The organism is Flaviaestuariibacter flavus (genome assembly GCF_004337505.1).
Lineage (GTDB): Bacteria > Bacteroidota > Bacteroidia > Chitinophagales > Chitinophagaceae > Flavisolibacter > Flavisolibacter flavus.
In genome coordinates, this window is the sequence record NZ_SJZI01000008.1 from 68,310 (window position 1) to 91,519 (window position 23,210).

Sequence of the window (23,210 nt, forward strand, 5' to 3'; positions counted from 1 at the left end):
GAAGCGAGGCGTTCTTCGTATCAGTCAAGGCCGTGCTCCTGCTTATAAAACGCATATGCCTTCGCCAATCCTTCTTTCAACGTGGTCTTGTGCTTCCAGCCCATGGCATGCAGCCTCGCTGAATCCATTAGCTTACGGGGCGTGCCGTCCGGCTTCGACGGATCGAAGCGCAGCTCGCCTTCAAAGCCGACCACTTCTTTAATGGTTTCGGCCAATTGCCGGATTGTTACTTCTTCGCCGGTGCCCATATTCATAAACAGCGCGCCGTCGTAGTGCTGCATCAGGAAGAAGCAGGCATCGGCGAGGTCGTCGACGTACATGAATTCACGGAGCGGCGTGCCGCTGCCCCAGAGCTCCACATGGTCGGCGCCGGCGCGTTTGGCATCATCAAACTTGCGCAGCATGGCCGGGATGACATGCGAATTTTCAAGGTGGTAGTTGTCGCCCTGCCCGTACAGGTTGGTGGGCATCGCCGAAATGAAGTTGGCGCCGTACTGGCTGCGGTAAGCCTCGCAAAGCTTGATGCCCGCGATCTTGGCGATGGCGTAAGGCTCATTGGTGGGCTCCAGCAGACCGGTAAGCAGTGCGTCTTCATTCATGGGCTGCGGCGCCAGCTTTGGGTAGATGCAGGAAGATCCCAGGAAAAGGAGCTTCTTCACGCCATTGCGGTAGGCGGCTTCGATGATATTGATCTCGATGGCGAGGTTATCGTAAAGAAACTCCGCACGATAGGTATTATTGGCCATAATGCCACCCACTTTGGCTGCGGCAAGGAAAACGTACTCCGGCTTCTCGCCTTCAAAAAAAGCATTTACCGCCGCCTGGTTGCGCAGGTCGAGGTCTTTCGAAGAGCGGGTGATAATGTTGTTATAGCCATCCGCCTGGAGGCGGCGTACGATCGCCGAGCCCACCATGCCGCGGTGGCCGGCCACATAGATCCGGGCGTTCTTTTCCATTATTCGTATTGGTTGGTGGCCTGGAAGCCCGACTCGCGCAGGAGGACCTCCTTTTGAAAATGTTGCAGGTCGCTTTGTACCATTTCGCGCACGAGCTCATCGAGCTTGGTGCGGGGCGACCAGCCCAGCTTCGTCTTTGCCTTGTTGGCGTCGCCGATCAGCAGGTCTACTTCGGTGGGGCGGAAATAACGCGGGTCAACCTCCACCACCACATCACCTACAGAAGCTTTTACATCGGGGTTGGTAATGGCTGTTACGATGCCCTTTTCATCCACGCCTTCGCCCTGGAAGGCCACGGTGATGCCGGCTTCGGCAAAGGCCATCTGCACGAAGGTGCGCACGGGTGTGGTGACGCCGGTGGCGATGACGAAATCCTCCGCCTGCTCCTGCTGCAGCATAAGCCACATCGCTTCCACGTAATCCTTGGCATGGCCCCAGTCGCGCTGCGCGTCCAGGTTGCCGAGAAACAGTTTCTTTTTAAGACCGAGGGCGATCTCCGACACGCCGCGGGTGATCTTGCGGGTAACGAAGGTTTCGCCGCGCAGCGGGCTTTCGTGGTTGAAGAGGATGCCGTTGCAGGCGTACATGCCGTAAGCCTCGCGGTAGTTGACCGTGATCCAGAAGCCGTACAGCTTGGCCACGCCATAGGGCGAGCGCGGGTAGAAGGGCGTGGTTTCCTTTTGCGGGATCTCCTGCACCTTGCCATAGAGTTCCGACGTGGATGCCTGGTAGATGCGGGTTTTCTTTTCGAGCCCGAGTATGCGGATGGCTTCCAGCAGGCGAAGGGTGCCGATAGCGTCGGTGTTGGCCACGTATTCCGGCTCCTCGAAGGACACCTGTACGTGGCTCATGGCGCCGAGGTTGTAGATCTCGTCGGGCTGCACCTGCTGGATGATGCGGATGACATTGGTGGAGTCGGTGAGGTCGCCGTAGTGCAGGATAAAGCGCAGGTTACGCTCGTGGGGATCCTGGTACAGGTGGTCGACGCGCTGGGTGTTGATCAGGGAGGTGCGGCGCTTGATGCCGTGTACCTCGTAGCCTTTCGCGAGCAGCAGTTCGGCCAGGTAGGCGCCGTCCTGCCCGGTAATGCCCGTGATGAGGGCCTTTTTCGTTCCGGTCATACGCGCAAAGGTAAACGCTTTCGGGCTGCGGCGGCGCGGCTTCGGGCCGGGAAGCGTAACTTCGCGCCCATGTATTTCAAAGACTACGTGATCCGGACGGGCAAGAACGTGCTGATCCGCTTTCCGAAGCGGGTGGCCCGTTCGGTTGAGTTCCTAAGGGAATTGTCCCGCTTTCGAGCCCTCAACGACGGACGTTTCACGATCGACACGAAGGACCTGTATCCCTGCCTCACCGACAAGATCAAGTACACGCCTTTCGACCAGCACTATACGCACCACCCGGCCTGGGCGGCGCGCAAAGTGGCGGAGATCCGTCCGGAGAAGCACGTCGACATCTCGTCGATCCTGAGTTTCTCCACCATCATTTCGGCATTTGTACCGACGGAGTTTTATGATTACCGGCCCGCGGAGTTTCACCAGCCGGGATTCACGACGGGGTTTGCCGACCTTACAAAGCTGCCCTTTGAAGACAACTCCATTGCGAGTCTTTCCTGTATGCATACCGTTGAGCACATTGGTCTCGCCCGTTATGGCGACCCGCTCGACCCGCAAGGCGACCTCAAGGCCATCGCGGAGCTGAAGCGTGTGCTGGCACCGGGGGGACATCTTCTTTTTGTAACACCCGTAGGCCGACCGCGTATCGAGTATAACGCACACCGCGTATACAGCTTCGAGCAGATTACGGAATATTTTGCGCCACTCCGGCTAAATGAGTTTTCTTTGATTCCCGATGAAGGCGGTATCATCTACAATGCCGATCCCGCCCTCGTTTCCCGCCAGCACTATGGCTGCGGCTGCTTCTGGTTCACCAAATAAGCCAACATGTTCTCTGTAGGTACGACCAATGAATCCGTTCGGGTTGAATGGATTGAAAAAACACTCAAGAAAATTCCTGCCGGTCTCACGCTGCTTGATGCCGGCGCGGGTGAAAGCCAGTTCAAAAAATTCTGCGGGCACCTGAAATACATTGCCCAGGATTTCGGACAATATCATGGCGAGGGCGAAGTGGGGCTCCATACCGGCACCTGGGACAACTCGAAGCTTGACATCGTTTCCGATATCACTGCCATCCCGCTTCCCGACGCATCGGTTGACGCCATTATGTGTACGGAAGTATTCGAACATATTCCCGATGCAGTGGCGGCGATCCGTGAGTTTTCACGTCTGGTGAAGCCCGGCGGCTACCTGCTTTTGACGGCGCCCTTTGCGTCGATTACTCACTTTGCACCTTATCATTTCGCTACCGGCTTCAACCGGTATTTCTACGAGAAGCACCTGCCTGACTTTGGCTTTGCGATTGAGGACCTGCAGCTGAATGGAAACTATTTTGAGTTTGTTGCCCAGGAAACGCGCCGCGTGAAGCAAATGGCCTCCAGGTATTCCGGAGTCAAACTGAGTTTCTTCCAAAAAAGCGTGCAGCATCTCTGGCTGAAGGTGCTGGAAGGACTGTCGGAAAAAGACAAAGGCTCTTCGGAACTGCTGTCGTATGGCGTTCACGTTTTTGCCCGAAAAAAATAAGCGATCATGGGACTGCTTGAAAAATTGCTGCGACCAACGCCTTTCTACAAAACCTACCTGGCTTTTAAGAAACGGAAGGCCGAAGCTGCGCAGGCGGCACTGGAGGCAGGGCTGGCGCCGGCCCGGGTGGCCTTTTACCAGAAACTGATTCTGCCAGGTGATACCGTATTTGATATCGGAGCTAACGTCGGCAACCGCGTAGATGCTTTTCTGGCCTGTGGCGCCCGCGTGGTGGCCGTAGAACCACAGCCTTCCTGCGTAGCAGTGCTCCGCCAGAAATTTGCCGATCGCATTACGATCGAAAACATCGGGCTGGCCGGCGCGCCCGGTGAACTGGAGATGCATCTTTCTACCGACAGCACTGTTTCCACCTTCAGCACTGAATTCATAGAAAATACTAAAGAGCGTTTTAAATACAGCCGGTGGACAGATACCATTAAGGTGCCCATCAGCACACTCGATGCATTGGTGGCGAAGCACGGCGTCCCGGGCTTTTGCAAGATCGATGTGGAAGGCTTCGAGCCGGAGGTGCTGAAGGGATTGCACCAGCCGTTACCTGTTGTATCGCTGGAATATTGCGTACCAGAGGTGGCGGAAGGCCTCCGCACCTGCGTGAACTTGCTCCATGAGCTGGCACCTACGGGTAGTTTTAACTATTGCATCGGCGAACGGATGCAATGGGCGCTGCCGCAATGGATGTCCTACGAGGAGTTTGTGCTGCATATCCGCACGGAGGCGTTCACTTCGACATCATTCGGAGACATTTATTTCAAAAGCGCCGGGTAGGTTTATGATCGTTGTGGAATTAAAAGGCGGGCTTGGAAACCAGTTGTTCCAATACGCTGCGGCCCGCGCCCTGGCGGCAAAGCATGGTACCGGAGTTGCCTTCGATGCGACCCACTACCACGAAGACCAGCTCCGCAACTTTGAGCTGCTTCATATGAAAGTGGCGGCACGAAAGGCTACCAGCGGAGAGGTAGCGGCGCTGAAACCGCATAGCTTCTTCGACCGCTTACGCAACCGGCTTGCACCCTATGAGCGCAAACGCTTTTACAAGCAGCCGTTTTTTCATTACGACAAGCAGTTTTTCAGGTTGCCGGCGAAAGTCTACCTGCGCGGATACTTTCAGAGCGCACGTTATTTTGAGCCGGTGGCAGAGATTATCCGACAGGAATTCCGCTTTCAACAGCCAATGCCACCGGCCGTGGAAGAGCTGGGTCGCCGGCTTCGCTCGGAAGAATCAGTTTCTATTCATATCCGTCGCGGCGACTATAAGAATCCTGAAACACTGCGCGTACATGGCATTCAGCCGCTGGCATATTATGAAGCGGCAGTGCAGTTACTCCGCGAACGGATTAATGCACCCCTCTTTTACATCTTCACAGATGATCCCGGCTGGGTGCGCAAAAACCTGAGCATTGAAGGTGCGCAATTGGTTTCGGGACCGGTTAGCGCAACGCATTTCGAAGACCTTTACCTGATGCAGCAATGCAGGCATAATATCATAGCAAACAGCTCCTTCAGCTGGTGGGGCGCCTGGTTGAACGACAACGCGCAGAAGATGGTCATTGCCCCGAACACCTGGTTTAACGAAGGTCCGAAAGACACGCAGAACCTCATCCCAGGCACCTGGCTCCGTCTATAGTCCACATCAGGAATATTGCCGGACCTTGCTGACAAAAAGCTCGAGCGCGCGCCGTTTCGGCTCGTCCAGCCGGTAATCGATATTGCGGGTGAAGTACACCTTCAGGTCATAATGCGGGTACGGGTTTTCAGCGATCACCGCATCGATGTTCTCCAGCCCAAAGGCGTTGGCCTCATTGAAGCGCGCTATAAAATCCTGCGGCAGGGGCTTGTTGGCAATCCATGCCGCAAATACAAAGGGAAGTCCTGTATGGGCCATCCAGGCTTCGGCGAGGTCGTAGATATACGGGGACCGGAGGCGCTGCTCAAAGGCCCGGTCGCCGATCACGAGGCCCGCTGTTGTACCCTTGATCTTTTCGCGGTAATCCTCGCCGGAGGCACGTACCAGCGTGGCACTGCTTTTCCAGTATTCCTTCAGCAGGATCGTTGCCAGCATCACGGAAGTGCGCGACTGGTAATCGAGATATACCTCGGTGACTTCTTCCAGCGGCACTTCGCTGAAAAGACAAACCGATGCTACGGGCGATGAGGCCCCGATGCAGAAATCCGTGTAGATATGCGCTTCTCGCAGCCGCGGGATCACCGCCACCGGGATGAGTCCCATATCCACCTCGTCGTCGATCAGTTGCTGCGCGATCTTTGAAGGATAGTCCTCGGTAAGCTCTATCTCATCAAGCACTTCGTGTCGCTTCACACCATACAACAACGGCTTTGTATTCAGGTAACTCACGGCGGCCACACGGATCTTTTTCAAGGGCTTTCGAATTTAGGCCGCAAAGATAGACTGAGAACGGGGTAATGGGAGAATGAGGTGAGGGGGTAATAACATTCCGACAACATCGGTTACAGGAATCTCGATCAGCAAATAAGCCGCCGCGGGTATACCATGTTTTCTTTTGTCGTCGTTGGATTCTCCCATTTCCCCATTACCCTATTACCCCATTAACTTCGCGGTATGGAACTGAGTCCCCTTACCGCCCTCGCTCCCATCGACGGCCGCTACCGCCGGCAGCTTTCCGGCCTCGCCGACTATTTTTCTGAATTTGCCCTTATCCGCTACCGCCTGCGCGTCGAGATCGCCTATCTCCGCTTTCTTGCCGACAAAGGCTTTTTCCGACTGCCGGCCGCGGCGGCGCGCCACCTCGAAGCCGTTGAGGCCGATTTTAGCCCGGAGCAGGCAGCACGCATCAAGGAGATCGAAGCCACTACCAACCACGATGTAAAAGCGGTGGAATATTTTCTGAAAGAGGAACTCGAAAAAGGCGGTGGCGCCGCGGCCAAAGAGTGGGTGCACTTCGGACTCACCTCGCAGGATGTCAACAACACCGCCATCCCGCTTTCCTGGAAGGAAGCGCTTGAATTTGAGTACCTGCCGGCGCTGCTCAACCTCAACACCGAGCTCCGCCTGCTGGCAGTGCAGTGGAAAGGGGTGCCGATGCTGGCGCGCACCCACGGGCAGCCGGCCTCTCCGACCCGCCTCGGCAAGGAGCTGATGGTGTTTGTAGAACGTATCCAGAACGCCGTGGAATTACTGCTGCAGATCCCGCTCAGCGCTAAGTTCGGCGGTGCCACGGGCAACTTCAATGCACACAGCGTGGCCTATCCGAAAAAGGACTGGATCGCGCTGGCCAACGAATTCGTCGAGGAGCGCCTCGGCCTGCAGCGACAGCAATTCACCACCCAGATCGAACACTACGACAACCTCGCCGCCGGCTTCGACGCGATGAAGCGGGTGAACACCATTCTTACCGACCTGTGCCGCGATATCTGGAGTTATATCTCCATGGATTACTTCAAACAGAAAACCAAGAAGGGCGAGGTCGGTTCATCAGCGATGCCGCATAAGGTGAACCCGATCGACTTCGAAAATGCCGAAGGCAACCTCGGCATCGCCAACGCCCTGCTGGAGCACCTGGCAGCCAAGCTGCCCGTTTCGCGCCTACAGCGCGACCTCACCGACAGTACCGTCCTGCGCAATATCGGCGTGCCTTTCGCACATACCATCCTGGCCTTCCGCTCGATCGAAAAAGGCCTCGACAAGCTGGTGCTGCACAACGACGCCATCCGCGCCGACCTGGAGAACAACTGGGCCGTGGTAGCCGAGGCGGTGCAAACCATCCTGCGCCGCGAGAAATACCCCAACCCCTACGAAGCACTCAAAGAGCTCACGCGCGGCAAGGGAAAGATCACCAAAGAAACCATTCACAAATTCATCGACGGGCTCGATGTGAAAGCCACGCTGAAAAAAGAGTTGAAGAAGATCACGCCGGAGAATTATACGGGAGTCACGCCGCAGTTCTGAACGTGAATCATGAAACCGCAATGCGCGGCAAAAAAGAAAGGATGCCAAAGGCATCCTTTCTTTTTTTATCAGTGGTCAGCTTTACGACTTATGCACTTCACTCGTAAAGTGAAACTCGATATCGGGGTTATTGGTGCGCTCGGTGTTGAGGAACCACTCGCTCTGCGCGAGGTACACCAGTTGGCCGTCCTTGTCTTCCGCTACGTTGTTACTTTTGAAGCGAACGAATTCATCGAGCTTTTTCGGGTCTTTGCTGCTCAGCCAGGTAGCCTTGTAAAAAGGCAGGGAATTGAACACCACCGAAGCACCGTATTCGTGCAGCAGGCGGTACTGGATCACCTCAAACTGGAGCTCACCCACGCAGCCGATGATCTTTTTGTTGCCGCCATACTGGGTGAAGAGCTGCGCCACACCTTCGTCGGTGAGCTGCAGCAGTCCTTTTTCCAGCTGCTTCGTTTTCATCGGGTCTTTGTTCACCACCTCCTTGAATATCTCCGGAGAAAAGGTGGGAATGCCGGTGAAGAAAAAGTCCTCCCCTTCTGTCAGCGTATCGCCGATTTTGAAGTTGCCGGTATCGAAGAGACCGACCACGTCGCCGGGGTAGGCATCATCGACAACGCTCTTTTCACGGGCGAGGAAGGTGTAGGGGTTCGAAAAACGCACGTCCTTGTCGAGGCGCACGTGGTGGAAATACTTGTTGCGCTCAAAACGGCCCGAGCATACGCGGAGGAAGGCGATACGGTCGCGGTGCTTCGGGTCGAGGTTGGCGTGGATCTTAAAGATGAAGCCGCTGAACTTGTCCTCGCTCACCGCCAGGTGACGTGTATTTGTCTCGCGGTCCTGCGGCGGCGGGGCGATGCGGATAAAGGCATCGAGCATTTCCTTCACGCCGAAGTTGTTCACAGCAGAGCCGAAGAAAACCGGCGCCACGTCGCCGGCACGATAGGTTTCCGGGTCGAGCTCACCATAAACGCCGTCGATCAGCTCCACGTCTTCCCGCAGCTGGGCCGCATCGCGCTCGCCGAGGTTGTCGTCAAGCACGGAATCGCCCAGGTCGGTAATCGAAATGGTATCGTCTTCAGTAGCCTTTGTATTCGCCGTAAAAAGGCGCAGGCTCTTGTTGTGCAGGTCGTATACGCCCTTGAAGTCCTTTCCCTGGTTGATCGGCCAGGTCATCGGGTGCAGGGAGATGGATAGCTCTTTTTCAATTTCCTCGAGCAGGTCGAAGCGGTTTTTACCGTCGCGGTCGAGCTTGTTGATAAAGACGATCACCGGTGTTTTGCGCATCCGGCACACCTGCATGAGGCGGCGGGTCTGCTCTTCCACACCGTTCACCGAGTCAATCACCAGGATAACGGAGTCCACCGCGGTGAGCGTGCGGAAGGTATCCTCTGCGAAGTCTTTGTGACCGGGCGTATCCAGCAGGTTGACGAGGGTACCCTGGTACTCGAAGCTCATTACCGAGGTGGCCACCGAGATACCCCGCTGCCGTTCGATCTCCATAAAGTCGGAGGTCGCCGCCTTTTTGATCTTGTTGCTTTTAACAGCGCCGGCCACTTGGATGGCGCCTCCAAAGAGGAGGAATTTCTCCGTCAGGGTCGTTTTGCCGGCGTCGGGGTGCGAAATAATGGCGAATGTGCGCCGCTTCTGGATCTCGGACTGGTACTTCATATTGCGGGTGCAAAGGTAAACGGGAGTTTTGAGTTTGCCGTACCTCATCTGAAGTTTAAGATTTCAGGCGATACACCCCACCTTGTTAAAGCCGCTTAACAACTTTTGGGGAGCAGCGCCCCACATTTTCCGCAACGGGCAGCATTGGCCGCCTTTATCAAAAAGAGGCACCATTTTCGTCTTACTGGTACCAAACAAGCTGATATGGAAAACCAAAGAAACCAGGGGCGCAACACCGGACGCCCGCAAAGCCAACCGGGCCAGAAAGCCCCCGCAGGCTTTGAAGGAATGAACTTCGAAGAGCAGCGCGGCCCGCTGAAGAACAGCGATGGCGCTGGTGTTTCTTACGATCACAACGAAAGCATGAAGCAGCGCAACGGCCAGAGTGGACCGAAGCGCCCGAATAAATAAACGACGTATTTGAGTGAGAAATCCGGGTTAAGTGTGTGTGAATTGGGTTTTCGGAATCTCGTCTCAACAAAAAGCCCCGACGTTATCGCCGGGGCTTTTCATTTTTATGTCTTTTCGGTTAGCGGAGATCAACAACCTCCACGCCGGGGAATTTCGCCTTGTTGAATACAAACTCCGCATCCGACGCACCCGAAGCGGGCTTCATGCTGTTGATGGTATAGCTGTATCGGTTGCCGTCCTTGTTGAGGATGCGGGCGCTGTAAAAGGTTTTGGCGCTCTTGTCGATCCACAGGTACACCTTATGGTAGGGACGTGTTTTGTTGGTCGGGGTCAGCTCGATTTCCTGGAGCGTTTTGCCGGCTTCTTTCTTCTCGCCGTTGAGCTTATAAAGGAAGTCGCGGTCGTAGAAGTTGGTGAAGAGCTTTTGCGGAGTGATCTCGCCGGTTGCGGTTTCCACATCCTTAACGGTCACTTCGTTGGCGCTCCGGTCGTAGCTCCAGCTCAGCTTCCCATCTGAAAACAGTTCCATACCGGGAATGGTAACATGGTACTTCTGTCCCTTCATCACAACGGTACCTTTCTTAGCCGACAGGCTCTTGCCCTGGGCGTTTTCGATCTTATAGGTAAAGGAAGCGCTCGGGGCGGAAAAAGAACGGAAACGGGTGCTCACGGCGTCGAGGATCTTCTTGGCTTCCGGGTCGCTGTTGACGGGGTTATTGGAGGTCACTTTTTGAGCCTGTACAGACAGGGCTGCAACGGCGAAAACAAGGGTAGCAAATCGTTTCATAGTACTCATCAGGATTATAAGACACGTTGGCGTGCCGGTGGTTTAAAAGCCGGGCAAATATAGCCCATTAACGTCCGCCCTTGGGCAAGATATGTACCGATATAGCCGCGCTGAACCCGGATTAACAGCGTTGTAACGAGGATATTAACCTTAATTAACGAGCCGGCGGAAAACAGGGAATATGGAATAAGGACCAGGGAAGTGGGAAACCGATCGCGTACTCAATGAAAAAGGCAGCTGCTTATAGCAACTGCCTTACTCTATTTCTAATTTCCTGTTCTTTATTCCCTGTTCAATTGTTCTTTATCCTAACATAATCAGGTGCTCCATCAGCTCCGTCTCCGTCTTAAACAGCACCTCGCGTGCCTTGGAGCCGACGTTCGGCCCGACGATACCGGCGCGCTCCAGCTGGTCCATCAGGCGGCCGGCGCGGTTGTAGCCCAGCTTCATGCGGCGCTGCAGCAGCGAAGTAGAACCGATTTGGTTACCCACGATCAGTTTTGCGGCATCTTCGAAGAGCGGGTCTTTCTCGTTGGGATCGAAGTCGCCGCTTTTCTCGAGCTCCTTCTCATCCACGTATTCGGGCAGCAGGAAGGCCTGCGGGTAGCCGCGCTGGTCGGCAATGTAGTCGTTGATCCGCTCCACCTCGGGTGTATCCACGAAGGCACACTGAAGACGCACGAGCTCACCGTTGTAGGAGATCAGCATGTCGCCCTTTCCGATCAGCTGCTCGGCGCCGCCGGTATCGAGGATGGTGCGCGAGTCGATCTTCGACGACACCTTGAAGGCGATCCGCGCGGGGAAGTTGGCTTTGATGGTTCCGGTGATGATATTAACCGAAGGACGCTGCGTGGCGATGATGAGGTGAATGCCAATGGCGCGGGCGAGCTGGGCAAGACGCGCAATTGGCATCTCCACTTCTTTGCCGGCGGTCATGATGAGGTCGGCAAACTCGTCGATTACCAGCACGATGAAGGGCAGGTACTGATGTCCCTTCTGCGGGTTGAGGCGGCGCTTGGTGAATTTCTCGTTGTACTCTTTGATATTACGCGCACCGGCTTCCTTAAGCAGGTCGTAGCGGTTGTCCATCTCAATGCAAAGCGCGTTGAGCGTGGAGATCACCTTCTTGGTGTCGGTGATGATCGCTTCCTCTTCGCCCGGCAGCTTGGCCAGGAAGTGGTGTTCGATGTGGCGGTAGATGGAAAGCTCCACCTTCTTCGGGTCTACCAGCACAAACTTCAGCTGCGAGGGGTGCTTCTTGTAAAGCAGCGACACGAGGATGGCGTTGAGACCGACCGATTTACCCTGGCCCGTGGCACCGGCCATGAGCAGGTGGGGCATCGTGGCGAGGTCGGCAACGAACAGCTTGTTGTCGATCTTCTTGCCGATGGCGATGGGCAGCTGCATCCCGCTGTTGCGGAACTCTTCGGAGCCCAGCATGGTTCGCATGCTCACCACCGATTTCTTGTGGTTGGGCACTTCGATACCGATGGTGCCGCGGCCTGGGATGGGCGCGATGATGCGGATGCCGAGCGCCGCCAGCGAAAGCGCGATATCGTCTTCGAGGTTTTTGATGCGCGAAATGCGGACACCCGGCGCCGGTACGATCTCGTAGAGCGTTACCGTCGGCCCGATGGTGGCCGATATCTTTTGGATGCTGATGTCGTAGTTGCTCAGCGTGTTGATGATCTGGTTCTTGTTGGCTTCCAGCTCGGCGGGATCATGCTCCACCCGCTCCGAGCCATGCACTTCCAGCAGGTCGATGTGCGGGTACTTATAGTCGCGCAGGTCGAGCGCCGGGTCGTAAGGAGCGAGGTCGGCATAGCCTTTACCTTCCTGCAGCACCTCGTGATCAACCGGCTCCGGCTCGGGCTCGGCTTCCTTGATCTCGAGGGCAAGGCTTTCCACCGCCGCGGCCTTGGGCTCGGGTTTCGGGGGCAGCACCACTACTTTGGGCTGCGGCTCCGGCTCGGGCTCCTGGTCGTGCGTATGCAGGATGTCGGCAACGATTTCTTTTTCCTGCGGCAGCTCTTCTTCCATCGGTTCGGGTTCCGGCTCGGGGTCCGGAGCCGGCTCTCCTTCCTCTTCGCGCTCGATCACCTCGAAGGCCACGTTGGCATAGGCATCGTTGACCGAAGGAATGAACTGCATGCTGCCCTCACCTTTCAGCTGGTTGGGCCGCTCGGGCTGGTCTTCTTCTTCGATGGCGGGCTCGCGCAGCTTGTCTTCAAAGCCCGGGGCGATCATCAGCTTCGCGCCGTTGACCGGCTCCGATTCTTCGCGCTCCTCGTAGGAAAGCGGTTCGGGAACTTCTTCCAGGAAGGGGCTGTCGCCCGTATCGGCCAGAGCAGGCGCCGGCTTCGGCTTGCGTTCCGGCATTTTGAAGCTGGGGTTGAACTGCCAGATGAGGTAGGACGCACCCACCACCAGCAGGAGGGCGCCGGTGCCTACCGAGCCGATAAAGCGGCCTAGCCAGTCGGAGATCATATTGCCCACGCGTCCACCGAAGGGAAACTCGTAGCCACCCTGGTAGTGCGAAGGAAGAATAAAGGCAAAGGCCACCGATGATATGACCAGGCCAAACGTGATGTACTTGAGGTTGCGCCATACCGAGAACACCTTGCGCTCGAAGAGCAGGTTGATGGCGCATACAAAGAAGAAGGTGCAGAACAGCAGCGACGAAATGCCGAAGCCGCGGTAGATGAAAAAGTGCGCTACCCAGGCGCCGAGGCGGCCGAGCAGGTTACTCACGCGCAACTCATCGTCCACCAGGAAGCCGGCGCTGTTCTGGAGCACCTTGTCCTGGTCTTCCTTCCAGGTGAAGAAATAGGAAACAAAGGCGATAAACAGGAAGATGGACATCAGCAGCGAAAGGGTGCCGATGATCTTCCAGGTGCGCTCGTCGCGTGCGAGCTTTTTGAAATCGATGGATTCCTCGCGGTCTTTCTTGAATTTGCCCGAATCCTTACCGGCAGCGTCTTTGCTGCGGGGTGCGGTCTTGCGTGCCGTTTTGGGTTTGGCAGGCGCGGCCTCCTTTACGTCGGGGGTTTCTGCAGGCACTTCAATTTCATCCGCTGCAGGCGGGGGTGGTGGTGGGGTTTTCAGCCGGTTCGCCATAAAACAAAGATAATTCGCCCGGCCGGACCGGTAGCGGTTTTCGGCCAATATATTAAAAATTATCGCCGCAGGATACCCACCAGCAGGGCAATCCAGCCGCCGATGAACAGCAGTCCGCCCAGAGGCGTAATTGCGCCGATGCCGCGCAGCCCCACCTGGTTGGTGGCTTTGAGTGCAACGAGCGCATAGAGCGAGCCGGAAAACAGCACGATGCCACCGAGGAACAACCAGCCCGCCCAGTTAAGGGCGCTGCCGCCGAAGCGCTCGTAGAGGATGCCTGCCAGCAGCAACGCAAAGGCATGGTACATCTGGTACTGAACGCCGGTCTGATAGGTGGCGATCACGTCGGGGCCCACATATTTCTTCAGCCCATGCGCCCCGAAGGCGCCGAGAATGACGCCGAGGCCGGCGAGTATCGTTCCGAGGGAAAGAAAAGTCTTGTGCATTGCAGCAAAGCTACAATGAGGATGTGAGATGTCAGATGTCAGATCTCGGATCCGGTCGTGCGGCAGCCAAATCCGGGATCACCAAACAAATCAGACATCGGAGATCGTAAATCGAAAGATTCCCTCACGCGTGTGCGATCCGGTCCATCAGGTGCGCCAGCTGCAGGTCGTCGGTTTCCACGATGATATCGGCCTGCTGGTAAAAGATCCGGCGGTCGCCGAACTTGCGGAAAATATAGGCGCGCAGCTGGTCTTCGCCGAGGTCGCGCACCAGCGGCCGCTTGTCGCGCTCCTTCATGAGGCGGGTATGCAGGCATTCCACCGAGCAGTTGATCCATACGGTGCGGCCCGCCTGCTTCATATAGTCGATATTCTTATAGAAACAAGGCGTGCCGCCGCCGGTGGCCATCACGAATTCGGGATGGCTTTCAGTGAGCAGGTGCAGGGTTTCCTTTTCTACCTGGCGAAAGTACTCCTCTCCCTCCTCGGCAAAAAGGTCGTTGATGCTCTTGCCTGCGCTCTCCTCGATCTTTTCATCAAGGTCGATAAACGGTACGCCGAGCGCCGGTGCCAGCTGGCGCCCCCAGTGGCTTTTGCCGCAGCCCATAAAGCCCACCAGGAAGATGCGTCCCGGGCCGTTGCCGGCGGTATCGGCCGGTGATGTCGTCGTATGGAGGATTTCAGGCATACCAGTAAGAACGAAAAATGTGGCGAAAGGGTTTACTTGAAAGCGTTAAAACCGGTGACGTCCATCCCCGTAATCAGCAGGTGCACGTCGTGCGTGCCCTCGTAGGTGATGACGCTTTCCAGGTTCATCATGTGGCGCATGATGGAGTATTCGCCGGTGATGCCCATGCCGCCCAGCATCTGGCGGGCGTCGCGGGCAATGTTGGTGGCGATCTCGCAGGAGTTGCGCTTCGCCATCGACACCTGTTGGGGGGTAGCCCGGCCCTCGTTCATGAGCACACCGAGGCGCCACACGAGCAGCTGTGCCTTGGTGATTTCGGTGATCATCTCGGCGAGCTTCTTCTGCTGCAGCTGGAAGCCACCGATCGGGCGGCCGAACTGGATGCGCTCCTTCGAATAGCGAAGCGCCGTATCGTAGCAATCCATTGCCGCACCGAGTGCCCCCCAGGCGATGCCGTAACGCGCTTTGGAAAGACAGCCCAGCGGGCCTTTGAGGCCCTTAACGTTGGGGAAGATATTTTCCTTCGGAACCTTTACGTTGTCGAATACCAGCTCGCCCGTGGCAGAGGCGCGCAGGCTCCACTTGCCGTGCGTGGTGGGCGTCTGGAAGCCTTCCATGCCGCGCTCTACGATGAGACCGCGGATATCGCCTGCCTCATCCTTCGCCCAAACTACCGCCACCTGTGCAAAAGGAGCGTTGGAAATCCACATCTTGGCGCCGTTGAGGATCACGTGGTCGCCGGCATCCTTGATATTGGTGATCATGCCGGCCGGGTTGGAGCCATGGTCGGGCTCGGTAAGACCGAAACACCCGAGCCATTCGCCCGAGCCGAGCTTAGGCAGGTATTTGCGCTTCTGCTCTTCGGAGCCGTAGGCATAAATGGGAAACATCACCAGCGAGCCCTGCACGGAGGCCGTGGAGCGCACACCGCTGTCGCCGCGCTCGAGCTCCTGCATCATCAGGCCGTAGGAAATATAGTCGAGGCCGCCGCCGCCGTACTCTGCCGGGATGGTGGGACCAAAGCATCCGAGCTCTCCCAGCTGCTTTACGATCTGCTCGGGGAACTCCGCCCGCTGCGCATAGTCTTCGATGATCGGGGAGATCTCCTTCTTCACGTAATTGCGCACCGTTTCGCGAATCAGTTTGTGCTCGTCGGTCAGCAGTTCATCTACCAGAAAATAGTCGGGGGATGTGAATTGATCGGTTGCCATGCGGGCAAATGTAAGGAAACGGATGCAACGCAAAAGTCCGCTTTCGGCGGACTAATTAATGTGTTCGGGCTACATGGTATTGCTGGTGGCGTGCCCTCAACAACAGGCTTAGCTTTTATTCTTTTTGAAACGCTCCGCGATCTGCTGCAGCTCGCTGTCGGTGAACTGCCCCGTTTTGCGCAGCACCTTCACGAAGTGCGCGATCTCATCGGGTTCGGCGGGGCAGCCGATATTCTCACCGGGCGACTTCTGCGAATCCGCCAGCATTTTTCCTTTGCCGTCGAAGACCAGGAAATACGGAATGCCCTGGTCGTTGCCTTTGTATTGCTTCAGAAGGTCTTCAGCGCCGGGGTTTTCAAGTGCTTTTTTGTTCGGCGACTCATAGACCGTGAGCCAGCGGATGACATAGTTTTTCTGGAACAGCGGCTTCATTTCCGGGTCATCGAGGGCTTTCTCGAGCTTCTTGCACCAGCCGCACCAGGATGCGTGGAAGAGCACCAATATCTTTTTCTTGTCGGCCGCAGCAACCTTGCGCGCCTCTGCCAGCACGGCGTCGGCAGAAGGGATGGCCGGTGCTTCAGTCTGGATGCCCGATGCAATTCGCGCACCTGCCTGCAGTTCGGGACTGGCAGCGATCTGGGCGGCAGCGGCGCCGGCCAGGAGCAGGCTTAGGACAGTGGCGGAGAGTATGCGGCGCATGTGCGTTGTTTTCCGAAAGGTAAGCCAGCCGGTGACACGTATACTTTCCTGTTATCAATTTTAACAGGACGAAAGCCAGCCGCAAAAACCGGTGCTCAGCGTTGCAGCGCGGCGAGGTAGCCTTTCATTTCGTAGGCGTATTGCTGTGCGATGGCGCCGGCCTCCTGTGCAAAGTCTTCTTTTTCCGAAGCATAGATGATCGCGCGGCTTGCATTTACGAGCAGCCCGCAATCTTTGTTAAGCGCCTGCTCGGAAATATCTTTCAGCGATCCGCCCTGCGCGCCTACACCGGGCACCAGGTAGAAGTGGTCGGGCGTGAGCTCGCGGATACGGGCAAAGGCATCGGCCTGCGTGGCACCCACCACGAACATCAGGTTGCCGGCACTCCCCCACTCATTGCCTTTGCGCAGTACAAACTCGAAAAGCTTGCCGTGCTCCGTGGGCTGTGTGTGTACACCGTCGACGAGGACGTCCTGGCTGCGGCTGCAGTCGAGGAGCTCAAAGTCGCGCGCTCCGGAATTCGAAGTCAGCCCCAGCAGGATGGTCCACTTGTTTTCATATTCCAGGAAGGGAAGTACCGAATCCGCCCCCATGTAGGGCGCTACAGTAATGGCGTCGAAGGGCATCGCTTCAAAAAACGCCTTTGCATATTGCGTGGAGGTGTTCCCGATATCTCCCCGCTTCGCATCGGCGATCCTGAAATGCGTGTCCGGGATATAGCGTACCGTCCTTTCCATCGCATCCCAGCCCTTCAGTCCCTGCGCTTCGTAAAAAGCCGTATTGATCTTATAGGCCACGCAATACGCAAGCGTAGCATCGATGATTGCCTTGTTGAATTCGAATACCGCGTCGGGCCGTCCCTTCAGGTGCTCCGGCAATTTCTCCGGATCGGTATCGAGTCCTACGCACAGGTAAGTGCCTTTGGAAAAAATCTGGTCGATCAATTGTTGCCGCGTCACGTGAAAAAAGTTAAGTAGTTAATTAGTCTATTGGTTAATTGGTCTATTGGTAACTTGTACGCTACCACCTTGCATTACCGCATTACCGCATTACCGCATTACCGCATTACCGCATTACCGCATTACCGCATTACCGCATTACCGCATTACCGCATTACCGCATTACCGCATTACCCTCTCAGCGCCGCCAGGATTCTTTCTTTTACGTCCTCCCGCTTCCAGTTCTCGGCTATATCGGGGTCTTTCATTACTTCCTGCATAATGGCCTCCTGCCGCTGGCTGTTGCGCAGTGCCTCGCTGTAACGGATATGCGGGCTGAAGGTCACCTGCGAATAGGCAGGAATCCATTGGTCGGGATGCGATTCGTGCACCCAGGCCTCGATCTTTTTCTGCAGGAGAAACTTCGGGTCGGCGGTGCGGGCGCGCATCTCGGTAAAATTGTTGATGGCCAGGTCGGCGATGGCATCGCCGTCGGGCTTGCGCAGGGCCTGGTATTCCGCCAGGATGGGCTCCCAGTCGTCGCCCCACTGCTCCATCAGTTCGGCCAGTACGGTACAATCCTCAAAACCCGCATTCATGCCCTGACCGAAGAAGGGCACGATGGCATGTGCCGCATCGCCGATGAGCGCGAAGTGATCGCCACGCACCCAGGGGAAACACTTCACGGTTACCAGCGAAGACGTGGGATTATGAAAGAACTGCCGCGCGAGGTCGGGAACGAGCGGCACCAGGTCGGGAAAAGTCTGCCTGAAAAACGCTTCTACATCCGCCTCTGTTTTCAGCCGCTCGAACGACGTTTCTCCTTCGAAGGGGAAAAAGAGCGTACCGGTAAAAGAGCCGTCAAGGTTCGGCAGGGCGATGAGCATATAATTGCCGCGTGGCCAGATGTGGAGCGCGTTCTTTTCAAGCTGGAAAGCACCAGCGGCACCCGCCGGGATGGAAAGCTCCTTATAGCCGCAGTCGATGTAATACTGCTGGTAATCGAACTTCTGGTGCTGCAGCATATGCGAAAGCCGCGTGGCGGAGTAAGCGCCATCGGCCCCGAAAAGAAGATCAAACGGTACAGTGCTGGTTTCATTGGGGCCGGCGAAATGCACTTCCTTTTTCTTCCAGTTCACATGGTCGCAGCGCTGGTGAAAATGCAGGTGCACGCCTTCGCGTTCGGCGAGGTCGAGCAATTTGCAGTTGAGCTCGTGCCGTGACACCGAATTGATATACTGTCCCTCTTTGCCGTAGGGCTGAAAAGCGTGCGAGCCATCCGGCTGGTGCAGGTGGCGGCCATGCATCGGTATGGCGATCTGCAATACTTCTTCCGCGATGCCGACACCCTGCAGTGCCTTGATGCCGCGGTCGCTCAACGCCAGGTTTATGGAGCGCCCGGCTTCCACGGTTTCCTTGCGCATGTCGCCCCGCCGCTCGTAGATGCTCACCTCGTAGCCGCGGCGGCGGAGGTAGATGGAAAGAAGCGATCCGACGAGGCCGGCACCGGTGATGAGGATGGATTTGGTTGGAGTTGCCATGGGCGGAGGAACGCAGATTTTATAAGATGCTTATGATTCGCTAAGATACTTTCTAGTCGTCGATATGACCCGTTTTTAGATTATTGGGGGTTGCCCGGCAACTTCTTCCTATCATTTGAAAATACGCGTCGGCGACATTCGGGTTCAGGCCCGAAATTCAAAAGCAGGCCAACCTCAACGTCGGTTGACCGAAGGTAATTTACCAATTGCGCTTCATCGGCATCACAAAAATCGTGTGCTGTTTTGAGCTCGACTATTACTTTGTCCTCAACCACGATAACTGCATAAAAATTACCCAAAAGTTCACCATCATAATACACACGAACAGGCGCTTCTTCAACACAGTGCAAGCCCATCTTCCGGAGCTCTATCAGCAGCGCCCGCTTGTAGATCTTTTCAAGAAATCCGTAACCAAGTTTATTGTAAACGACATAAAAAGCCTTGATGATTTTCCTCGTTAGATCTGCGTGCAGATAGTTATCGTACATGGCCAGCGCTTTTGTCGAAACTAACCAGCGCCAATCATAAAAATCATAGGAAATCAGCGTTCTTTCCTGTTGTTTTTCTCACAACACTTCCCGGATGATCTCCCCGAAGCGCCACACGTCTTCAAAGGAATTATAAAGTGGCACCGGCGCCACGCGGATGACGTTGGGCTCGCGCCAGTCGGCGATCACGCCGCGCTCGGTGAGCGCCTTGAATACTTCACGGCCTTTCTGCAGCATCAGCAGCGACACCTGGCAGCCGTGCTCACCCGCGCCGCGCGGGGTGATGACCTCGATCACCTTCACCTCCTGCGCCGCGTTGATTTCGTCGAGCACATGAAAAAGATAGCCGGTGAGCGTCTTGCTTTTCTGCGTCAGCGCATCCATGCCGGCCGCGGCGTAGATGTCGAGCGATGCCCGGTGCGCGGCCATCGAAAGTACCGGTGCGTTGCTCAGTTGCCAGCCCTCGGCAGTGGGGATGGCCTTGAAAAGCGGCTTCATCTGGAAGCGCGTATCCTTTTCATAGCCCCACCAGCCGGCCGCGCGCGGCAGCTCCGTATTTGTACAATGCCGCTCGTGGATATAGGCGCCGGCTACAGAACCCGGTCCGCTGTTGAGGTATTTGTAGCTGCACCAGCAGGCGAAGTCCACGTCCCAATCATGCAGTTGGAGCCGGATATTCCCCGCGGCATGCGCCAGGTCGAAGCCGGCGAGCGCGCCCACATTGTGCGCCACATCGGTGATGGCCTGCATCGGCAACACCTGCCCGGTGTAGTAATTCACGCCGCCAAACAGCACCAGCGCCAGTTGCGGCCCATGCTGGTTGATGGCATCGATGATGTCTTCCTCGCGCAGGCAGTACTCGCCGGGGCGCGGCGCCACTTCCACCACCGCCTCTTTCGGATCAAAGCCGTGCAGGCGGGCCTGCGACTCGAGCGCATACTGATCAGACGGAAATGCCTTGGCTTCACAAAGGATCTTAAACCGATCTTTCGTGGGCCGGTAAAAGGTGGCCATCAGCAGGTGCAGGTTCACGGTGAGCTGGTTCATCGCCACCACCTCGTGGGGCAAGGCACCTACGATGGGCGCCAGCAGTGACGGGAAAAGCTCATGGTAATGCAGCCAGGGATTCTTTGCCTGGAAATGCCCTTCCACGCCCAGCTGCGCCCAGTCGTCGAGCTCCTGCTGGATGTATTCGCGGGTGGATTGGGGTTGCAAACCAAGGGAGTTGCCGGTAAGGTAGACGGTATCCTTTCCGTTGTGCTGCGGGATGAAAAACTTTTCGCGGAAAGATTTCAGCGGGTCTGCGGCATCCTGCTGCCGGGCGAATTCCAATGTGTTTTCGTATTGCATGGCGGGCTAAGATAGTTCGTGAATCGTCAATCGTTAATCGTGAATGTATTGGTCGCGAAGCGACGGCCGGAGGCCGTCATTGCGAGCGTAGCGAAGCAAACTCCCTGACCTTAAAACTGATCGAAGCTCGTGAAAGCTTCAATTCGCAACTTCTTTTCAGACATGATCATTCTGCGAAAATGAGGAGTTTGCTTCGCTCTGCTCGCAATGACAGCTACGCTGTCGGCTGCGCACCTATACAACTTACACATCATCCCTCCACCGTCGCAATCACCTTCAGCTCGATGGCGATCGGAGTAGGCAGGCTTTTCACCTCAACGGTGGTGCGGCAGGCCTCGATGCTATGGAAATACTCGCCGTAGATGCGGTTATAAACCGGGAAATCCTTTTTCATATTCGTCAGGAACACGGTCACATCCACCATGCGGTCCCAGCTGCTGCCGGCGGCCTCCAGCACGGCTTTCACGTTGGCGAAAACAGAATGGCACTCGGCCTCGATGTCGTACGAAACGATATTGCCTTCCGCATCCTGCACCAGCCCCGGGATGCTGTTGTCTTTGGCACTCCGCGGCCCGATGCCGGAGAGAAAAAGCAGGTTGCCCACTTTCCGTGCGTGCGGGTAAGCACCCAGCGGCTTTGCAGCGGTATCGGTCTTGATAATATCTGACATCAGGAATTCAGTTTATTAGTGAATTAGTCTATTGGTTAATTGGTCTATTGGTAACTTGTTCGCTACCACCTTTCGGCACACTAGCACACTAGCACACTAGCACACTAGCACACTAGCACACTAGCACACTAGCACACTAGCACACTTCTCACAACTGCACACACACATTTTTCGCTTCCGTAAAAAAACGCAGCGCATCCCAGCCGCCTTCGCGGCCGACACCGGAATTTTTGATTCCACCAAAGGGTGTGCGCAGGTCGCGGACGAGCCAGCAGTTGACCCAGGTGATGCCGGCATCCACCTTTGCCGCCACGCGGTTGGCGCGGGAGATGTCCTGCGTCCAGATGGTGGCCGAAAGCCCGTAATGGCCCGCATTGGCAAGGGCAAGGGCCTCTTCCTCCGTCCTGAACGATTGCAGTGTCACCACGGGCCCGAAGATCTCCTCGAGGTTGGTGCGGCACTGCGGCCCAAGGCCTTCGATCACGGTCGGCTCGATAAAAAAGCCTTCCGCGCAGCGCCCTTCGGCACGCACAGCATTGCCGCCGGCGAGGATCCGTCCTCCCTCCCCTTTTGCCGTTTCGATGCAGCCCATCACCTTGTCGAAATGCATCCTGCTCACCACGGCGCCCTGCTTCGTTCCGGGGTCCATCGGATCGCCGACCTTCAGTGCTTTTACTTCTTCGAGGAAGGCGGTTTTGAATTTTTCATAAATGCTTTCCTCTACAAGAACGCGTGAGCCGCAAAGGCAGATCTGGCCCTGGTTGGCAAAGGATGACTGCACCGTCGTTTTCAGCATCTTGTCGAAGTCGCAGTCGGCGAAAATGATATTGGGATTTTTTCCGCCCAGCTCCAGCGACAGCTTCTTGAATACCGGTGCGGCGATCTCGGCGATGCGCGCGCCCGCGCGGGTGGAGCCGGTGAAGGAGATCGCTTTCACCAACGGGTGCCGCACGATGGCCTCGCCCGCGCCGGGGCCGGTGCCGTGAACGATGTTGAGCACGCCCGCGGGCAGTCCGGCTTCCTGGCAAATCCGCGCCAGCAGGAAAGCCGTTAGCGGCGTTACTTCCGAAGGCTTTGCCACCACGCAATTTCCCGCCGCCAGGGCCGGAGCGATCTTCCAGGTAAAAAGGTAAAGCGGCAGGTTCCACGGCGAGATGCAGCCCACAATGCCGATGGGCTGGCGGATGGTGTAATTGATGGCCTTGTCTTCCATCGTATGCGATTCGGCAGCAAAATGCATGATGCCGGTGGCAAAGAAGCGGAAGTTGGCGGAAGCCCGTGGAATATCGACGCGCTTCGACAGCCAGAGCGGCTTGCCATTGTCGGTCGTTTCCGCCTCCGCCAGGGCATCAATGTTTTCGTCGATGAGCGTGGCGATGCGGTTTAAAATACGGAAGCGCTCCTCGGCGGGCGTCACCGACCACTGCGGGAAGGCCTTCTTCGCGGCGCTTACCGCCAGTTCCACATCCCGCTCATCGCTCTCGGGTATCTGGCAAAAAACCGCACCCGTGGCCGGGTTCACGTTATCGATAAAACGGCCGCTCAGCGGGCCGGTCAGGTTCCCGTCAATATAGTTTTCGAGATAAGATGGCGTGGTGAGATCAAGCATGGTGCTTCGTATGTTGATTGTCATTTATCTGGAATTTTTGAAT

The 23,210-nt window shown here is 56.4% G+C and carries 22 protein-coding genes; 6 read left to right on the forward strand and 16 right to left on the reverse strand.

Annotated elements, in window-relative coordinates; all coding sequences use genetic code 11:
• Positions 1-20 precede the first annotated feature (20 nt).
• Both fcl and gmd read right to left on the reverse strand, forming a co-directional pair.
• The gene (gene fcl / locus EPD60_RS04510; RefSeq protein ID WP_131447284.1) at positions 21-956 is read right to left on the reverse strand and encodes a GDP-L-fucose synthase; all 936 of its coding nucleotides are present in this window, start codon (positions 954-956) and stop codon (positions 21-23) included.
• On the reverse strand, positions 956-2,077 hold the full coding sequence (gmd, locus tag EPD60_RS04515) for a GDP-mannose 4,6-dehydratase (protein WP_131447286.1): 1,122 nt from the start codon (positions 2,075-2,077) through the stop codon (positions 956-958). Before gmd ends, fcl begins: the two co-directional genes overlap by 1 nt.
• 69 nt (positions 2,078-2,146) lie before the next feature.
• Here gmd and EPD60_RS04520 point away from each other — a divergent pair, with 69 nt between their 5' ends.
• The 4 genes from EPD60_RS04520 to EPD60_RS04535 are packed head-to-tail and all read left to right on the forward strand — an operon-like array spanning position 2,147 to position 5,240.
• Complete coding sequence (locus tag EPD60_RS04520) at positions 2,147-2,893, forward strand: DUF268 domain-containing protein (RefSeq protein WP_131447288.1); 747 nt, start codon at positions 2,147-2,149, stop codon at positions 2,891-2,893.
• Positions 2,894-2,899: 6 nt separating this feature from the next.
• A complete protein-coding gene (locus EPD60_RS04525; protein ID WP_131447290.1) occupies positions 2,900-3,595 on the forward strand; it encodes a class I SAM-dependent methyltransferase in 696 nt (231 codons plus the stop codon).
• 6 nt (positions 3,596-3,601) lie between these two features.
• A complete protein-coding gene (locus EPD60_RS04530) occupies positions 3,602-4,381 on the forward strand; it encodes an FkbM family methyltransferase (RefSeq protein WP_131447292.1) in 780 nt (259 codons plus the stop codon).
• A gap of 4 nt (positions 4,382-4,385) precedes the next feature.
• On the forward strand, positions 4,386-5,240 hold the full coding sequence (locus EPD60_RS04535) for an alpha-1,2-fucosyltransferase (protein WP_165871411.1): 855 nt from the start codon (positions 4,386-4,388) through the stop codon (positions 5,238-5,240).
• Positions 5,241-5,246: 6 nt separating this feature from the next.
• On the opposite strand, the gene EPD60_RS04540 is transcribed toward EPD60_RS04535, so the two are convergent.
• Positions 5,247-5,993: a menaquinone biosynthetic enzyme MqnA/MqnD family protein gene (locus EPD60_RS04540; protein WP_131447296.1), complete on the reverse strand. Its 747-nt coding sequence runs from the start codon at positions 5,991-5,993 to the stop codon at positions 5,247-5,249.
• A gap of 201 nt (positions 5,994-6,194) precedes the next feature.
• Between EPD60_RS04540 and purB the strand changes: the two genes are divergently transcribed.
• On the forward strand, positions 6,195-7,541 hold the full coding sequence (gene purB / locus EPD60_RS04545) for an adenylosuccinate lyase (protein WP_131447298.1): 1,347 nt from the start codon (positions 6,195-6,197) through the stop codon (positions 7,539-7,541).
• Positions 7,542-7,622: 81 nt separating this feature from the next.
• On the opposite strand, the gene EPD60_RS04550 is transcribed toward purB, so the two are convergent.
• A complete protein-coding gene (locus EPD60_RS04550; RefSeq protein ID WP_243647760.1) occupies positions 7,623-9,260 on the reverse strand; it encodes a peptide chain release factor 3 in 1,638 nt (545 codons plus the stop codon).
• 156 nt (positions 9,261-9,416) lie between these two features.
• Here EPD60_RS04550 and EPD60_RS04555 point away from each other — a divergent pair, with 156 nt between their 5' ends.
• The gene (locus EPD60_RS04555) at positions 9,417-9,623 is read left to right on the forward strand and encodes a hypothetical protein (RefSeq protein WP_131447300.1); all 207 of its coding nucleotides are present in this window, start codon (positions 9,417-9,419) and stop codon (positions 9,621-9,623) included.
• 118 nt (positions 9,624-9,741) lie between these two features.
• Here the strand turns inward: EPD60_RS04555 and lolA1 are convergent, their stop codons facing one another.
• From lolA1 to EPD60_RS04620, 12 genes are all read right to left on the reverse strand, one after another.
• Entirely contained in the window at positions 9,742-10,410 is a 669-nt protein-coding gene (lolA1, locus tag EPD60_RS04560) for an outer membrane lipoprotein periplasmic chaperone LolA1 (protein WP_165871412.1), read from the reverse strand.
• Between the two features lie 303 nt (positions 10,411-10,713).
• On the reverse strand, positions 10,714-13,470 hold the full coding sequence (locus tag EPD60_RS04565) for a DNA translocase FtsK (RefSeq protein ID WP_243647761.1): 2,757 nt from the start codon (positions 13,468-13,470) through the stop codon (positions 10,714-10,716).
• Positions 13,471-13,586: 116 nt separating this feature from the next.
• Positions 13,587-13,973 carry a DUF423 domain-containing protein gene (locus tag EPD60_RS04570; protein ID WP_131447306.1) on the reverse strand — a complete coding sequence of 129 codons (387 nt, stop codon included), beginning with the start codon at positions 13,971-13,973 and terminating at the stop codon, positions 13,587-13,589.
• Positions 13,974-14,097: 124 nt separating this feature from the next.
• On the reverse strand, positions 14,098-14,661 hold the full coding sequence (locus EPD60_RS04575; RefSeq protein WP_131447308.1) for a shikimate kinase: 564 nt from the start codon (positions 14,659-14,661) through the stop codon (positions 14,098-14,100).
• Positions 14,662-14,693: 32 nt separating this feature from the next.
• Positions 14,694-15,872: an acyl-CoA dehydrogenase family protein gene (locus EPD60_RS04580; RefSeq protein ID WP_131447310.1), complete on the reverse strand. Its 1,179-nt coding sequence runs from the start codon at positions 15,870-15,872 to the stop codon at positions 14,694-14,696.
• Positions 15,873-15,980: 108 nt separating this feature from the next.
• Positions 15,981-16,571: a thioredoxin family protein gene (locus EPD60_RS04585; protein WP_131447313.1), complete on the reverse strand. Its 591-nt coding sequence runs from the start codon at positions 16,569-16,571 to the stop codon at positions 15,981-15,983.
• A 95-nt stretch (positions 16,572-16,666) separates the two neighbouring features.
• A complete protein-coding gene (gene pyrF / locus EPD60_RS04590) occupies positions 16,667-17,530 on the reverse strand; it encodes an orotidine-5'-phosphate decarboxylase (protein ID WP_131447315.1) in 864 nt (287 codons plus the stop codon).
• Between the two features lie 170 nt (positions 17,531-17,700).
• Positions 17,701-19,050 carry an FAD-dependent oxidoreductase gene (locus EPD60_RS04600; protein ID WP_131447319.1) on the reverse strand — a complete coding sequence of 450 codons (1,350 nt, stop codon included), beginning with the start codon at positions 19,048-19,050 and terminating at the stop codon, positions 17,701-17,703.
• 80 nt (positions 19,051-19,130) lie between these two features.
• Positions 19,131-19,538 carry a GxxExxY protein gene (locus tag EPD60_RS04605; RefSeq protein WP_131447321.1) on the reverse strand — a complete coding sequence of 136 codons (408 nt, stop codon included), beginning with the start codon at positions 19,536-19,538 and terminating at the stop codon, positions 19,131-19,133.
• Positions 19,539-19,616: 78 nt separating this feature from the next.
• Positions 19,617-20,888 (reverse strand): kynureninase, encoded by a 1,272-nt coding sequence (gene kynU / locus EPD60_RS04610; RefSeq protein WP_131447323.1) that lies wholly within the window; start codon positions 20,886-20,888, stop codon positions 19,617-19,619.
• Positions 20,889-21,138: 250 nt separating this feature from the next.
• The gene (locus EPD60_RS04615; RefSeq protein ID WP_207896543.1) at positions 21,139-21,558 is read right to left on the reverse strand and encodes a RidA family protein; all 420 of its coding nucleotides are present in this window, start codon (positions 21,556-21,558) and stop codon (positions 21,139-21,141) included.
• A 148-nt stretch (positions 21,559-21,706) separates the two neighbouring features.
• Complete coding sequence (locus EPD60_RS04620; RefSeq protein WP_207896544.1) at positions 21,707-23,191, reverse strand: aldehyde dehydrogenase; 1,485 nt, start codon at positions 23,189-23,191, stop codon at positions 21,707-21,709.
• Positions 23,192-23,210: the final 19 nt, after the last annotated feature.

What these genes read in the sequence shown, in the direction of transcription:
- EPD60_RS04535 (WP_165871411.1), top strand. Translation starts at nt 4,386, where the DNA reads ATGATCGTTGTGGAATTAAAAGGCGGGCTTGGAAACCAGTTGTTCCAA.
- EPD60_RS04580 (WP_131447310.1), bottom strand. Translation starts at nt 15,872, where the DNA reads ATGGCAACCGATCAATTCACATCCCCCGACTATTTTCTGGTAGATGAA.
- EPD60_RS04575 (WP_131447308.1), bottom strand. Translation starts at nt 14,661, where the DNA reads ATGCCTGAAATCCTCCATACGACGACATCACCGGCCGATACCGCCGGC.
- EPD60_RS04585 (WP_131447313.1), bottom strand. Translation starts at nt 16,571, where the DNA reads ATGCGCCGCATACTCTCCGCCACTGTCCTAAGCCTGCTCCTGGCCGGC.
- kynU (WP_131447323.1), bottom strand. Translation starts at nt 20,888, where the DNA reads ATGCAATACGAAAACACATTGGAATTCGCCCGGCAGCAGGATGCCGCA.
- gmd (WP_131447286.1), bottom strand. Translation starts at nt 2,077, where the DNA reads ATGACCGGAACGAAAAAGGCCCTCATCACGGGCATTACCGGGCAGGAC.
- EPD60_RS04525 (WP_131447290.1), top strand. Translation starts at nt 2,900, where the DNA reads ATGTTCTCTGTAGGTACGACCAATGAATCCGTTCGGGTTGAATGGATT.
- EPD60_RS04605 (WP_131447321.1), bottom strand. Translation starts at nt 19,538, where the DNA reads ATGTACGATAACTATCTGCACGCAGATCTAACGAGGAAAATCATCAAG.
- fcl (WP_131447284.1), bottom strand. Translation starts at nt 956, where the DNA reads ATGGAAAAGAACGCCCGGATCTATGTGGCCGGCCACCGCGGCATGGTG.
- EPD60_RS04600 (WP_131447319.1), bottom strand. Translation starts at nt 19,050, where the DNA reads ATGGCAACTCCAACCAAATCCATCCTCATCACCGGTGCCGGCCTCGTC.
- lolA1 (WP_165871412.1), bottom strand. Translation starts at nt 10,410, where the DNA reads ATGAAACGATTTGCTACCCTTGTTTTCGCCGTTGCAGCCCTGTCTGTA.
- EPD60_RS04570 (WP_131447306.1), bottom strand. Translation starts at nt 13,973, where the DNA reads ATGCACAAGACTTTTCTTTCCCTCGGAACGATACTCGCCGGCCTCGGC.
- EPD60_RS04530 (WP_131447292.1), top strand. Translation starts at nt 3,602, where the DNA reads ATGGGACTGCTTGAAAAATTGCTGCGACCAACGCCTTTCTACAAAACC.
- EPD60_RS04555 (WP_131447300.1), top strand. Translation starts at nt 9,417, where the DNA reads ATGGAAAACCAAAGAAACCAGGGGCGCAACACCGGACGCCCGCAAAGC.
- EPD60_RS04620 (WP_207896544.1), bottom strand. Translation starts at nt 23,191, where the DNA reads ATGACAATCAACATACGAAGCACCATGCTTGATCTCACCACGCCATCT.
- purB (WP_131447298.1), top strand. Translation starts at nt 6,195, where the DNA reads ATGGAACTGAGTCCCCTTACCGCCCTCGCTCCCATCGACGGCCGCTAC.
- EPD60_RS04520 (WP_131447288.1), top strand. Translation starts at nt 2,147, where the DNA reads ATGTATTTCAAAGACTACGTGATCCGGACGGGCAAGAACGTGCTGATC.
- EPD60_RS04615 (WP_207896543.1), bottom strand. Translation starts at nt 21,558, where the DNA reads ATGTCAGATATTATCAAGACCGATACCGCTGCAAAGCCGCTGGGTGCT.
- EPD60_RS04550 (WP_243647760.1), bottom strand. Translation starts at nt 9,260, where the DNA reads ATGAGGTACGGCAAACTCAAAACTCCCGTTTACCTTTGCACCCGCAAT.